This is a genomic window from Pseudomonas glycinae (genome assembly GCF_001594225.2).
Lineage (GTDB): Bacteria > Pseudomonadota > Gammaproteobacteria > Pseudomonadales > Pseudomonadaceae > Aquipseudomonas > Aquipseudomonas glycinae.
On record NZ_CP014205.2, the window covers coordinates 3,296,368 to 3,308,817 of the forward strand.

Genomic DNA, 12,450 nt, shown 5'->3' on the forward strand with positions numbered 1-12,450 from the left:
CGTCCGGTGATGCATTCCCACGCAGAGCGTGGGAACGATCGGGCTAGAGCGGCGTGTCAGCGACCGCCCATAATCGCAATGTAGTCCTGCGTCCACCGGCTATACGGCACAAACTTCCCACCCTCAGCCTGCGGGGTTTTCCAGAAAGCGATCTTGTCGAACTGATCGAACCCGTTGGTCTTGCACCCCTCGGCCCCCAGCAGCTCGCTACCCTGGCAAGCCGCCGGAACCGCCGGCAACGAACCGAACCATGCCGCCACATCACCCTGGACTTTCGGCTGCAGCGACCAGTCCATCCACTTGTACGCGCAGTTCGGGTGCTTGGCCTCGGCGTGCAGCATGGTGGTGTCGGCCCAACCGGTGGCGCCTTCTTTCGGCACGGTCGACGCGATCGGCTGTTTCTCGTTGATCAAGCCGTTGACCTGGTACGGCCAGGCGCTGGACGCGACCACGCCTTCGTTCTTGAAGTCGCTCATCTGCACGGTGGTGTCGTGCCAGTAGCGGTGGATCAGCTTCTGCTGGGCGCGCAACAGTTCCAGCACCGCCTTGTACTGATCTTCAGTGAGTTGGTACGGATCCTTGATCCCCAGCTCAGGCTTGGTGGACTTCAGATAGAGCGCCGCATCGGCGATGTAGATCGGGCCGTCGTAAGCCTGCACGCGGCCCTTGTTCGGCTTGCCGTCGGGCAGGTTCTGCGCGTCGAACACCACGTTCCAGCTGGTCGGCGCAGTCTTGAAGACGTTGGTGTTGTACATCAGCACGTTCGGGCCCCACTGGTACGGGGTGCCGTAGGTCTGGTTGTTGACCACGTACCACGGCGCGTCTTTCAGGCGCGGGTCGAGGGACTTCCAATTCGGGATCAACGCGGTGTTGATCGGCTGCACACGCTTGCCGACGATCAACCGCAACGACGCATCGCCCGACGCCGTCACCAGGTCGTAACCGCCCTTGGCCATCAGGCTGACCATTTCGTCAGAGGTGGCGGCGGTTTTCACATTGACCTTGCAGCCGGTTTCCTTCTCGAAACCGGTCACCCAGTCGTAGGCCTTGTCGCTTTCACCGCGTTCGATGTAGCCGGGCCAGGCGACGATATCCAGCTGGCCTTCGCCGGCGCCGACGGCTTTCAGCGGCTCGGCAGCCTGCAGGCTGGCGCTGGCCAGCAGGGCCGTGGTGATTGCACTGAACAGTGCGGTCTTGTGCACGAACATGGTGAACCCTCTTCTTTAAATTATGGTCGGGGCAGTTGTGAACGCGGTGAAGCATGCCGTTAGCGGCTTGTTATTAGCGTAGTCAGAGATGCTGGCCATGGCGGGCCATGATGTGCCGCACCACGCTGTAGTCCTGTAGCGAATCGCTGGATAAGTCTTTGCCGTAGCCGGAGCGTTTCAGGCCGCCGTGGGGCATTTCGCTGACCAGCATGAAATGGCTGTTGATCCAGGTGCAGCCGTATTGCAGGCGTGCGGCGACCTGCATTGCCTTGTCCAGATTCTGGGTCCAGACCGACGAGGCGAGGCCATATTCGGAGTCATTGGCCCAGTCCACCGCTTGCGCCAGTTCGTCGAAGCGGGTCACGGTCACCACCGGGCCGAACACTTCGCGCTGGACGATTTCATCGCTCTGTTTGCAACCGGCCAGCAGGGTTGGCTGATAGAAGAACCCGGCGCCGGAATGCACCGCCGCGCCGGTCACCCGCTCGATGTGCGGCTGGCCGAGGGCGCGCTCGACGAAGCTGGCCACGCGGTCGCGCTGACGGGTGCTGATCAGCGGGCCGATTTCGTTATCCGCATCGCGTTTGCCGGCAAAACGCAGACTGCTGACCGCCGCGCCGAGTTCGGCCACCAATTTGTCGTGAATCCCGGCCTGGGCGTAAATCCGGCAAGCCGCCGTGCAATCCTGCCCGGCGTTGTAATAGCCATAAGTACGCACGCCTTCGACCACGGCTTTGAGGTCGGCGTCGTTGCAGACGATCACCGGAGCCTTGCCGCCGAGTTCGAGGTGGGTGCGTTTAAGGGTTTTTGCGGCGGCCTGGAGGATTTTCTGGCCGGTGACGATATCGCCGGTCAGCGACACCATGCGCACTTTCGGATGCCCGACCAAGTGACTGCCAACCCCTTCGCCGCCACCGCAGACAATGTTGATCACCCCGCGCGGCAGGATTTCGGCCAACGCCGGAGCCAGTGCCAGAATCGACAGCGGCGTGTGCTCGGACGGTTTGAACACCAGCGTATTGCCGGCGGCGAGGGCCGGGGCGATCTTCCACGCGGCCATCATGATCGGGTAGTTCCACGGTGCAATCGAGGCGACGACGCCAATCGGATCGCGGCGCACCATGCTGGTGTAGCCCGGCACGTATTCGCCGCTGAGCTGGCCGGTCTGGCAGCGCACGGCGCCGGCGAAGAAGCGAAACACATCGACCGTGGCGGTCAAATCGTCCTGCCGCGCCAGATGCAGCGGCTTGCCGCAGTTCAGGGCTTCGAGACGGGCGAGGTGATCGGCGTGTTTTTCGACGGCGTTGGCGATTTCCAGCAGCAGGTTCGAACGTTGTTGCGGGGTGGTGCGCGACCACTCGGCAAAGGCGCTGTGGGCGGCAAGGATGGCGGCTTCGACTTGCTCGGTGCTGGCTTCGGCGATCTGAGTCAGGACTTCGCCGGTGGCCGGTTTGAGGATCGGTTCGACAAAACCCTGGCCAGCGACCAGTTCGCCGTCGATCAGCAACGCGGTGTGCATGTGGGTCTGCGCGCCAGCCATTTTCCGTGATCTCTTTTCTTGTATGGCCATGTTGCTCCCTGTTCCGGGAGCCGACCGTCTTATAGATGCAGCAAGACTAGTGCGCGGCTCCGGGGTCGACAAATTCTAAATACTGAAGGTGGCATTCGATTAAATAGATGGCTTGCGTCCGCCGTGCGGCTGCTCGCGGGCCACAGTCAGGAACGGATCGACCAGCGCGGGGCGGGCGGTGCCGCGACGCCAGGCCAGACCGACGTCGAGGGTCTGGTTGAGGTCGGCAATTGGTCGCGCCTCGATGATGTCGCCTTCCAGCGACCACGGTCGGTAGGTCATGTCCGGCTGGATCGACACGCCGAGCCCCGCTGCCACCAGACTTCGTACTGCTTCGGTGGACGCGGTTCTGAGGGTGATCTTCGGTTGTAGTCCGGCGCCGCGCCACAGGCGTTGGGCGTTGCGATCCATCTCGTCGACGTTCAGTTGAATCAACGGCTCCCGGGCGACATCGGCAAGGTTGATACTGTCGTGTTCCAGCAGCGGATGCTGGGCCGGCAGCCACAAACGATGTGGTGAGTGGGTCAGCACTTCGGTCTGCAACGCGTGGCGGTCTTCGAGGTTGGAGAGGATCAGCACCCCTACATCGATCTCGCCGCTGACCAGCAGATGCTCGATGTACGGCCGCTCGTCCTCCATCACCCGGATCTCGACATTGGGATAGGCGCGCTGAAAACGGGTGAGCAAATCCGCCAGGTAATAACCGGCCACCAGACTGGTCACCCCGACGATCAACTGCCCGGCGACCTGATCGGTACTCTGTTGCAGGCTGCGTTTGGCGTTGTCCACGGTCGCCAGAATCAGGTGCGCCTGGCGCAGGAACTGGTGGCCCTGATGGGTGAGCGTCATACCCTTGGCGTGGCGATTGAACAGGCTGACGCCGATCTCTTCCTCCAGTTGCTGGATGGCCAGGGTCAGGGTCGATTGGGAAATGAACGCGGTTTGCGCAGCGGCGGAGATCGAGCCGGTCTCGGCCACGGCGATGAAATGGCGGATCTGACGCAAGGTCATCATGGAAGGTTTACCCGGTGGGCGGTTTTTATAGATTGCCTCGAGTGTATATCTATTTTCGCGAAGGGCTGCGGTGGGCCAGGCAACATCTGGAAGCACACTCGCACCCAAGTGACGGGCACTTTCGAACTAGGCTGAGGGCCTTATTGATCCGGATAACCCCCTGCTTGGAGACGGAACATGAACACCCGTGGATTGCTCGATCAACTCCTCAAGTCCGGCCAGGATCTGCTGCAGAACAAGGCGGGCGGGGCGCAGAACAAACCGGCTGCCGGTGGTTTGGGCGGCTTGCTGGGCGGATCTTCCAGTAACGGCGCACTCGGCGGCTTGCTGTCAGGCGCAGGCGGCGGTGCCTTGGCGGCCGGGGCCATGGGCCTGCTGCTGGGCAGTAAAAAGGCCCGCAAGGTCGGCGGTAAAGTCGCCCTCTACGGCGGCCTCGCCGCACTGGGCGTGATCGCCTACAAAGCCTACGGCAACTGGAACGCCCAAAAAGGCACTGCCCCACAAAGCCAACCGCAAACCGTCGATCGCCTGCCACCGGCGCAAGTCGAACAACACAGCCAGGCGATCCTCAAAGCCCTGGTCGCCGCCGCCAAGGCCGACGGCCACATCGACGACCGCGAACGCCAACTGATCGAAGGCGAGTTCACCAAACTCGACAACGATCAGGAGCTCAAACACTGGCTCCACGCCGAACTCAACAAACCCCTCGACCCCACCGACGTCGCCCGCGCGGCAAGCACACCGGAAATGGCCGCCGAGATGTACGTGGCGAGCGTGATGATGGTGGATGAGGAGAACTTCATGGAGAAGAGCTATCTGGATGAACTGGCGCGGCAGTTGAAGCTGGAGCCGGGGTTGAAGGTGGAGCTGGAGAGGCAGGTGAGGGTGGCGGTTGCGTAATCAAAAGGTTTGACGAGTCCCCGGCGAGGATCGAGCATCGCTCGCCGGATGTTCATCAGTGCAACACTACGGTCTTGCGGGCCTCTATAAAGGTCGCGACTTTCTTGCCCCTGGCGCTTTGACCAACTTATTGGCTTTCACCAGTGCGGCACTGGGTTTCGCCCAGTGCTCCGTGGAGGGGCTGAGCAAATAAATCTGTAACCCATACTTCAGTAGCCGTAAGGTGGGAAAAAATAAGATAGAGCAGGATGCTCTGTTTCCCACTCTCTTGCGAAAGAAATTCCTTTGTTAATTTCTTCTGGAGTCATTTTTTCTGCTATTTCTGGGAGGCTTCTGCGAGCATCTTCCGGAGCGACTCCACCACCCTCTAGTTTCGAGATAAGGTAGGTTATTCCGTAAGCTTTCACTAAATCCAATGGAAAACCGTAGCTGTCAGGAAGATGGGCTACCGTCAAAGCATACCCACCCGCAGCATCGATATGGCCCATCTCAGCAGCCTTCTCAATCCAGTATCCAACTTCTTCTTTACTTGCGTTGTGTTCATACAAGAAGTTTGCATAAAGATACATGCCAGGCGCATAACCACTCTCGGCTGAGGCTTTAAACCATTTCTCAACAGCTTTCTCGCGACTACCTGGAGTCAGGAACCATCCGCCACCGTCTTGGTAAACCCCTGCAAGGACTTTCTGGGCAAACCCGTTACCAGCGTTTGCCGCTCTTTCCAGCCACTCCAAACCTTGCTTCGCTGTGAATAAAACAGTCATTGCTTCAGAATCACCTTTTTCGGCACGTTCTTTTGCAATCCTCAAAGCATGCTCTCGCCACTCTTCACCACTTTTCCCGGCACAGCTACCCATTTCTTTACATAGATCATCTGTATTGCTTAGACGTAGCATTGCGTAAAGGTCACCTTGGCTGGCTGCTGCCTCGTACCATTTCTTTGCGTCTTCTGTTATGTAGCGTTTACTAAGACGAATGGCTTCTCCTAGATAGTACTGTGCAACACTATCTCCACTCTCTGCCGCAATTTTGAGTAGCGGTTGGGAGTCGTACCAGTCACTTTGTTGGTGAAGTAAAATGCCTTTTTCTTTTGCGGCCTCTTGCTCAGTAGTTAGTTTGGCAAAAACTGAGTCGGGAAATAAAATTGAGCATGAAATTATGGCGAGAATTTTCTGAATCAAAGTTAAATCTGTCACCTCTTTTTCTGTTGGGAGTATATTGCTTTTTGAAAATGGCCAGCTTTAGGGGGGGCGCTGGCCTTTCTTGTGTTTGCTAGGTCTTAATAGCCGTATATAGGATCGAAATAGGAGAGTGGCGGATGTGTTTTTTCCCATTCCTTTCGTATAACTTCGTATAATGTATGCTATACGAAGTTATTACGCCCCCAGCGATGCGGTGCCGGCGGGCATGCCGAAGCCGAGAAAATCCAGCGCGGTGAGGGTGGCAATGGCGCCGGTCAGAATGAACGGCAGGTAGGTGAGGGTGGAGGTCATGGCGTTGGGCAGAATGTGCCGGCGCATCAGCTCGCTGTCTGCTCATCCAGCGTTCACCATTCGACAAATCCACGCCGGGGCTGGAAAAGGCGCGGCTCATTATCTGCGATCACCTTGATCTGCTGGCCAACCACGATTTCCGCACGTTGATGCGCGTTACCCGACTGAAAGAAGAGGTGCTGAAAGAGGCGGTAAACCTGATTCAGTCGCTCGATCCCAGACCCGGTCAATCGATCCAGACCGGCGAGCCGGAGTACGTTATCCCGGATGTGCTGGTACGCAAGCATAACGGTCGCTGGACGGTGGAGCTTAATAGCGACAGTGCCGGATGAGTACAGATTACGTAATAACTTCGTATAGCATACATTATACGAAGTTATACGAGGTCCCCTGTTTGGAAACCGTTCTATGAATCCTATCTGGCAAGAGGTCTAGCCAGAACTCAGGCTTTGGTCATCCTCGCCCGTAAGCTTTGCCGGGTGGCATTCGCCCTCATGAAAAATCAGAGCGAATACCAACCCAATTTAAGGTTGCAGGGTTCCCCTGCAACATAGAATCTCCCACAGTGGTCGAAGGTGTACGTAGCCTTTGTGTACACCCCAAAAAACCTGTGGGAGCTGGCTTGCCAGCGATGAGGCCGGTGCAGACAACATCAGGCCGGGGTGTGCTCTTCCATCGCCGCTTTGTAGATCGAGTTTTTCGGCTGGGCAAACAGCCTTTCCATCATCGGCTCGAAGAAGCTCAGCGGCAGGGTGTCGTACTCGGGGTCGAACGCCGCCGCGTCGTATCTTGCGCAGAACTCCGCGGTCGCCAGAAACTGCGGGTGGTCGCTGAACTGCTCGCGCAGGTGCCGATCCATGCCCAGGTGATGGAAGAAGTAGTAGCCCTGGAAGATCCCGTGCTTTTCCACCATCCACAGGTTTTCGGCACTGACGAACGGCTTGAGAATGGCGGCGGCGATGTCCGGGTGATTGTAGGAGCCAAGGGTGTCGCCGATGTCGTGGAGCAGCGCGCAGACCACGTATTCCTCGTCGCGTCCGTCGCGAAAGGCGCGGGTCGCGGTTTGCAGCGAGTGGGTCAGGCGATCCACCGGGAAACCGCCGAAATCGCCTTCTAGCAGTTTCAGGTGCGCCACGATCCGGCCGGACAATTGGCGGGCGTAGGCGCTGAAATCCGCCGCAATGATCGCCCAGTCTTCCTGTGTACCGTCCTTCATGTGGGTGAAACGGGCAGTGGCACTCATGGCAGTCCTCTTGGTCGGAATTTCTAGAACGGCACGCGGCCCAGGATCATGTCGCGGTACATGACGAAGTCGCCGAGCAGGCTGTAGAACGGGTGCTGGAAGGTGGCCGGGCGGTTTTTCTCGAAAAAGAAATGGCCGACCCAGGCAAAGCTGTAGCCGGCCAGCGGCAAGGCAAGCAACAGCAGCCAGGCGCCCTTGGCGATGGTCAGGGCGAGAATGAAGATCACCAGTGTCGTGCCGATGAAATGCAGGCGACGGCAGGTGCTGTTGCTGTGCTCGCTGAGGTAATACGGATAGAACTCGGCGAAGCTGTTGAAAGGCTTGAGGGTTTCCACGACTGCGATCTCTGTGGTTATTGTTCTGATTGCAAGTTGTTCGGCGGGTAGCTTATTTGAGTCTAGAGTGATCATTGGCGTCGGCCAGTGACAATCGGCGCCACTTTACTATCCTTGGGAAATCGGCCGTAGTATGCGGCTCACCATGTCATCCAAGAAAAAACGCCATGAGCGAACGAACGACTTCTGCAAGCTGGGCGATGGGGATTGTCAAGGCACTGGAAATGGACGGCCTGGATTGCCGGGTTTTGTTCAGACAGCTGGGGCTCGACTACGCGGCGCTGGAGGATCCGGACGCGCGCTTCCCGCAGGATTCCATGACCCGACTGTGGCAACGGGCGGTCGAGCTGTCCGGCAATCCCGCCATCGGCCTGAACATGGGCAAGGTGGTGCGACCGGCTTCGTTCCATGTCGCGGGCTATGCACTGATGTCCAGCAATACGCTGGCGGAAGGTTTTCAGCGACTGGTGCGTTATCAGCGAATCATCGCCGAAAGTGCCGACCTGAGTTTTCGCCTGCTCGATGAAGGTTATGCGTTGATTCTGACGGTGCATGGCGATCACCTGCCGCCGACCCGGCAAAGTGCCGAAGCCTCGCTGGCCTGCGCGCTGGCGCTGTGCGGCTGGCTGACCGGGCGCACGCTGCACCCGCGCAAAGTGCTGGTGCAGGGCGATGAGCCGGATGACCTTGAACCCTACAAACAAGCCTTCCATGCACCGCTGGTGTTCAACGCGCCGTATGACGCGCTGATCTTCGAACGGGCCGACATGGAAGCGCCACTGCCCACCGCCAATGAGGCGATGGCGCTGCTGCACGACCGGTTTGCCGGGGAATATCTGGCGCGGTTTTCCGAAAGCCGCGTGACACACAAGGCGCGTCAGGTGTTGTGCCGCCTGCTGCCCCAGGGCGAACCCAAGCGCGACACGGTGGCGCAGACCCTGCACCTGTCGCAGCGCACCTTGCAACGACGTTTGCAGGAGGAGGGCACCAGTTTTCAGCAGTTGCTTGATGACACCCGCCGCGAACTCGCCGAGCAATACCTGGCGCAGCCGAGCATGACCTTGCTGGAGATTGCCTATCTGTTGGGCTTTGCCGACCCGAGCAATTTCTTCCGCGCCTTCCGCCGCTGGTTCGACACCACGCCCGGCGATTACCGGGCGCGGTTGCTGGAAGCGCCGAAGGCGATCAGTGACGCCAGAACGCCGGAATACACAGCACAAACACCGTAATGATCTCCAGTCGGCCGAGCAGCATGCCGAACGACAGAATCCACTTGGCCGCATCCGGCAGGCTGGCGAAGTTGCCGGCCGGGCCGATGGTCTCGCCCAGGCCCGGGCCGACGCCGGACACGGTGCTGGCGGCGCCGGTCAACGCCGTCATCCAGTCCACGCCCAACAGCGACAGCAGCAGGGCGATCACGCAGATGGTGATGGCGAAGAAGAACGAGAACGTCAGAATCGACCGGACAATTTCCTCATCGAGGCGGTGACCGTTGTACTTCTGCTTGATCACCGCACGCGGGTGAATCAACTGGTTAAGGTTGGCCTTGAGCAGGATGTAGGCGACCTGGAAGCGGAAAATCTTGATCCCGCCCGCCGTCGAACCGGAACAGCCGCCGACGAAGCCCAGATAGAAGAACAGCATCAGCGAGAAGTTGCCCCACAGGCTGTAGTCGCCCAATGCAAATCCGGTGGTGGTGACCACTGACGTCACGTTCAGCGCCACATGGCGCAACGCGTCCAGCCAATGCAGGTTGGTAGTCCACCAGTACCAAGTGCCGAGCACCAGCCAGGTCGCCAGCAACATGCCGAGCAAACCCTGTACCTGTTGATCCTTGATCAGCGCCCGGCGGTTGCCGCGCAGCGTCGCCACGTACAGGGTGAACGGCAGACTGCCGAGAATCATCACCACCACGGCCACCCAGTGCACCGCCGGTTGCGTCCATTTGGCCAGGGACTGGTCGGAGGTCGAGAACCCGCCGGTGGAAATCGCCGACATCGCGTGGTTGATCGCATCGAACGGGCTCATCCCGGCCCACCAGAACGCCAGGCTGCCGAGAATCGTGATGCCGACGTACGCCGCCACGATCAGCCGCGCCACCATGTGCGAGCGGGGCATGACCTTTTCCGAGCGGTCCGAGGATTCGGTCTGGAACAGGCGCATGCCACCGATGCGCAGCAGCGGCAGGATCGCCACCGCCATGCCGATGAAGCCGATGCCGCCGATCCAGTGCAGCAGCGAGCGCCACATCAGAATGCCGGGGGACATGTCGTCCAGGTGGTTGAGCACGGTCGATCCGGTGGCCGTGATGCCGGACATGCTTTCGAAGAACGAGTCGGTGTAACTGATGTGCTGGGTCAGCAAAAACGGCAGCGCGGCAAAGATGCACACCACCAGCCAGCTACTGACGGTCAGCAGGTACATGTCCCGGGGGCGCAGGTGAATGTGTTCCGGGCGACCGGGAATCACCAGTGCGAGGCCGGCGAGAAAGGTGATCATGCTCGCCCAGAGGAACGACGGCAGATCGCCGGTGCGCTCGAAAATCACCAGGGTGGCCATGGGCACGACCATGGCGATGGCCAGGGTGATCAGGAAGATGCCGATGATGAAACCAATGATCCGTAAGGTCGGCAACGCCATGAAGTCCGCTCGGGTTGATGTGGGAAGGGCGCCATTCTACCTGCGGTGCAAGGCATGTAAACCGACGCGTCTGGATCACTTGCAGCTAGAATAGCCGGACATTTTTTTCAGGAGGTGGCCGATGCAGGCTCTCGACGCTTTGCTCAACCGTGTTTCCGTTCCACGACTGATCGATCCGGCCCCCACCGCCGAACAGCGCGAAGTGCTGTTCGCCGCCGCGACCCGCGCACCGGATCACGGCCATTTGCAGCCGTATCGCTTCCTGACCGTCGAAGGTGCGGCGCGTGAGCAGATGGGCGAGTTGCTGGCCGAAGCTGCAAAAATGCAGGAAGGCGAAGTCACCGAAGCGATGATCGACAAGGCGCGCAACGGCCCGCTGCGGGCGCCGCTGGTGGTCGTGGTCATCGCCAAGTTGCAGGATCACGTCAAATACCCGAAGGCCGAGCAGTTGCTGGCCGCAGGCTGTGCAGCTCACGGGATTCTGCTGGCGGCTTACGCGCAGGGGATTGGTGCGGTGTGGCGTACGGGTGATCTGGCTTACTCGAAACATGTCGCCAAGGGTTTGGGCCTGACGGATGACGAAGAGGTGATTGCCTTCCTGTACCTCGGCACACCGCAGAAAGAACCGCGGGTGGCCGAGAAGGTTGATCTGGCGGAGTTTGTCAGCGCCTGGCCGGGTAAAGCCTGACTCCATCAGGGCTGAACAACAGCCCCAGGCTCCAGCGGCAATTCAAGACTCGCCACAAAGCCGCCCTGCGGATGATTGGCCAGCACCAGCGTCCCGCCATGCCGCTCCGCCGCCCGCCGGGCAATCGCCAGTCCGAGGCCATGCCCGGCGGCGGTCTGCCCCGGCGCCCGATAAAACGGTTCGCCCAACTGGCTCAGATGTTCGGCCTGCACCCCTGGCCCATGGTCACGCACGCTGACCACGATCCGCTCGCCCTGACGTGACGCCTGCATTTCAATCGACTGCCCGACCGGGTTGAACCGCTGGGCATTGCGCAGCAGGTTGTCCACGGCGCGTTCGATCATGGTCGGCCAACCGGTCAGATTGAGCACCGGCTCGGCCTCCAGACGCACGGTCTGCTCTGGCGAACCGAGTTGCGCGTCCTTTTGCAGGGTGGCGAGCAAGGCATTCAGATCCACCTCTTCGGCGCTGGCGTTGTCGGCATCGACCCGCGCCAGCACCAGAATTTCACTGATCAACGCTTCCAGCCGATCACACTCGCGGGTCAGGCGCGGCCAGAGTTTTTCCCGTTCTTCCGGGCTTGCACGCTCGGCCAGAGCCAGGGCAATGCGCAGCCGTGCCAGCGGTGAACGCAATTCGTGGGACACATCGCGCAGCAACTGGCGCTGACTGCCGATCAGGCTTTGCAGGCGTGCGCCCATGCGGTTGAAGTCGTTGGCGAGCACGCCGAACTCATCCCGACGGTTGGCCAGTTGCGCCAGGCTGTTCTGCTGATAGGTGGTTTGGCCGAGGTCGTGCACCGCGCCGCGCAAACGGCTGAGCGGGCGGGTGATGGAGAACGTCACCAGCAGGCTGAACAGGGTCAGCACCACCAGCGCAATGCCCAGCGCACTCAATGGCCAGAGCAGGCTTTCGCGGTGCCAGGCGTCGAGTTCCGGGTGCGGGATGCGATAGATGAAGAGGTAGGTGTCGCCGCTTTTTTCGCTGGTGAATTCGTCGGTCAGACGGCGCCAGGGCAGGCGTCGGTCATCGTTGTTCTGCCGCGCCTCGAAGGCCGCCGCGCGCCGAGGGAAGGTGCCGCGCACCACCGGGTCGCCGCTTTCATTCAGCACTTGCACGTCGATGTGGTACTGGCGCTTGCGCTGTTCGAGGATGTCCTGGGCGGCGTTTTCGCCCTGGGTTTCGTAAGTCTGCGTCCATTCGGCGGCCAGGGTGTTGAGGCCCGGGTGGCGGCTGAGGATCCAGGCGTCCTGGTTGAGCATGTGCCCCAGCAGAATGGAAAGCCCTGCAACCAGAGCGATGGCCAGCCAGAAGCTGGCGAGGATACGCCAGAACAATGAACGCACAGAAAATCCTCAA

At 60.1% G+C, this 12,450-nt stretch carries 12 protein-coding genes and 2 pseudogenes; 5 read left to right on the forward strand and 9 right to left on the reverse strand.

Going from position 1 to position 12,450, the window contains the following annotated elements; genetic code table 11:
• Positions 1-56: 56 nt before the first annotated feature.
• The 3 genes from ydcS to AWU82_RS14910 form a co-directional block, all read right to left on the reverse strand.
• Positions 57-1,208, reverse strand: a complete 1,152-nt coding sequence (gene ydcS / locus AWU82_RS14900; RefSeq protein WP_064382398.1) for a putative ABC transporter substrate-binding protein YdcS — start codon at positions 1,206-1,208, stop codon at positions 57-59.
• Positions 1,209-1,290: 82 nt separating this feature from the next.
• The gene (locus tag AWU82_RS14905; protein WP_084777023.1) at positions 1,291-2,778 is read right to left on the reverse strand and encodes a gamma-aminobutyraldehyde dehydrogenase; all 1,488 of its coding nucleotides are present in this window, start codon (positions 2,776-2,778) and stop codon (positions 1,291-1,293) included.
• A gap of 99 nt (positions 2,779-2,877) precedes the next feature.
• Positions 2,878-3,792 carry a LysR family transcriptional regulator gene (locus AWU82_RS14910; RefSeq protein WP_007954670.1) on the reverse strand — a complete coding sequence of 305 codons (915 nt, stop codon included), beginning with the start codon at positions 3,790-3,792 and terminating at the stop codon, positions 2,878-2,880.
• Positions 3,793-3,969: 177 nt separating this feature from the next.
• On the opposite strand from AWU82_RS14910, the gene AWU82_RS14915 reads away from it, so the two are divergent.
• The gene (locus tag AWU82_RS14915; RefSeq protein WP_064382396.1) at positions 3,970-4,692 is read left to right on the forward strand and encodes a tellurite resistance TerB family protein; all 723 of its coding nucleotides are present in this window, start codon (positions 3,970-3,972) and stop codon (positions 4,690-4,692) included.
• Positions 4,693-4,901: 209 nt separating this feature from the next.
• On the opposite strand, the gene AWU82_RS14920 is transcribed toward AWU82_RS14915, so the two are convergent.
• Positions 4,902-5,888 (reverse strand): tetratricopeptide repeat protein, encoded by a 987-nt coding sequence (locus tag AWU82_RS14920; RefSeq protein WP_223290637.1) that lies wholly within the window; start codon positions 5,886-5,888, stop codon positions 4,902-4,904.
• A 186-nt stretch (positions 5,889-6,074) separates the two neighbouring features.
• Positions 6,075-6,224 (reverse strand): annotated as a pseudogene (locus AWU82_RS14925) (ABC transporter permease subunit); the annotation flags it as partial.
• A gap of 41 nt (positions 6,225-6,265) precedes the next feature.
• Here AWU82_RS14925 and AWU82_RS14930 point away from each other — a divergent pair.
• Both AWU82_RS14930 and AWU82_RS29215 read left to right on the forward strand, forming a co-directional pair.
• Positions 6,266-6,517, forward strand: coding sequence for an RNA polymerase factor sigma-54 (locus AWU82_RS14930; RefSeq protein WP_237140340.1), 252 nt, complete (start codon positions 6,266-6,268; stop codon positions 6,515-6,517).
• A 48-nt stretch (positions 6,518-6,565) separates the two neighbouring features.
• Positions 6,566-6,739: pseudogene (locus AWU82_RS29215) on the forward strand (IS110 family transposase); the annotation flags it as partial.
• A 98-nt stretch (positions 6,740-6,837) separates the two neighbouring features.
• Here the strand turns inward: AWU82_RS29215 and AWU82_RS14935 are convergent.
• Together AWU82_RS14935 and AWU82_RS14940 are read right to left on the reverse strand one after the other, a co-directional pair.
• On the reverse strand, positions 6,838-7,428 hold the full coding sequence (locus AWU82_RS14935) for an HD domain-containing protein (protein ID WP_064378583.1): 591 nt from the start codon (positions 7,426-7,428) through the stop codon (positions 6,838-6,840).
• A gap of 23 nt (positions 7,429-7,451) precedes the next feature.
• Positions 7,452-7,763, reverse strand: a complete 312-nt coding sequence (locus AWU82_RS14940; RefSeq protein WP_041475173.1) for an Mpo1-like protein — start codon at positions 7,761-7,763, stop codon at positions 7,452-7,454.
• Between the two features lie 167 nt (positions 7,764-7,930).
• Between AWU82_RS14940 and AWU82_RS14945 the strand changes: the two genes are divergently transcribed.
• Positions 7,931-8,992, forward strand: a complete 1,062-nt coding sequence (locus AWU82_RS14945; protein WP_199913007.1) for an AraC family transcriptional regulator — start codon at positions 7,931-7,933, stop codon at positions 8,990-8,992.
• Here AWU82_RS14945 and AWU82_RS14950 read toward each other — a convergent pair.
• Positions 8,949-10,403 carry a TrkH family potassium uptake protein gene (locus AWU82_RS14950; protein ID WP_064378585.1) on the reverse strand — a complete coding sequence of 485 codons (1,455 nt, stop codon included), beginning with the start codon at positions 10,401-10,403 and terminating at the stop codon, positions 8,949-8,951. The genes AWU82_RS14945 and AWU82_RS14950 overlap by 44 nt on opposite strands.
• Positions 10,404-10,524: 121 nt before the next feature.
• Between AWU82_RS14950 and AWU82_RS14955 the strand changes: the two genes are divergently transcribed.
• Positions 10,525-11,091 (forward strand): nitroreductase family protein, encoded by a 567-nt coding sequence (locus AWU82_RS14955; protein WP_064378586.1) that lies wholly within the window; start codon positions 10,525-10,527, stop codon positions 11,089-11,091.
• A gap of 5 nt (positions 11,092-11,096) precedes the next feature.
• On the opposite strand, the gene AWU82_RS14960 is transcribed toward AWU82_RS14955, so the two are convergent.
• Positions 11,097-12,437 carry a sensor histidine kinase gene (locus tag AWU82_RS14960; RefSeq protein WP_064378587.1) on the reverse strand — a complete coding sequence of 447 codons (1,341 nt, stop codon included), beginning with the start codon at positions 12,435-12,437 and terminating at the stop codon, positions 11,097-11,099.
• Positions 12,438-12,450 lie beyond the last annotated feature (13 nt).

Bases quoted from the DNA above. Each gene is read 5' to 3' on its own strand.
- ydcS (WP_064382398.1), bottom strand. From the start codon at position 1,208: ATGTTCGTGCACAAGACCGCACTGTTCAGTGCAATCACCACGGCCCTG.
- AWU82_RS14905 (WP_084777023.1), bottom strand. From the start codon at position 2,778: ATGGCCATACAAGAAAAGAGATCACGGAAAATGGCTGGCGCGCAGACC.
- AWU82_RS14910 (WP_007954670.1), bottom strand. From the start codon at position 3,792: ATGATGACCTTGCGTCAGATCCGCCATTTCATCGCCGTGGCCGAGACC.
- AWU82_RS14915 (WP_064382396.1), top strand. From the start codon at position 3,970: ATGAACACCCGTGGATTGCTCGATCAACTCCTCAAGTCCGGCCAGGAT.
- AWU82_RS14935 (WP_064378583.1), bottom strand. From the start codon at position 7,428: ATGAGTGCCACTGCCCGTTTCACCCACATGAAGGACGGTACACAGGAA.
- AWU82_RS14945 (WP_199913007.1), top strand. From the start codon at position 7,931: ATGAGCGAACGAACGACTTCTGCAAGCTGGGCGATGGGGATTGTCAAG.
- AWU82_RS14950 (WP_064378585.1), bottom strand. From the start codon at position 10,403: ATGGCGTTGCCGACCTTACGGATCATTGGTTTCATCATCGGCATCTTC.
- AWU82_RS14955 (WP_064378586.1), top strand. From the start codon at position 10,525: ATGCAGGCTCTCGACGCTTTGCTCAACCGTGTTTCCGTTCCACGACTG.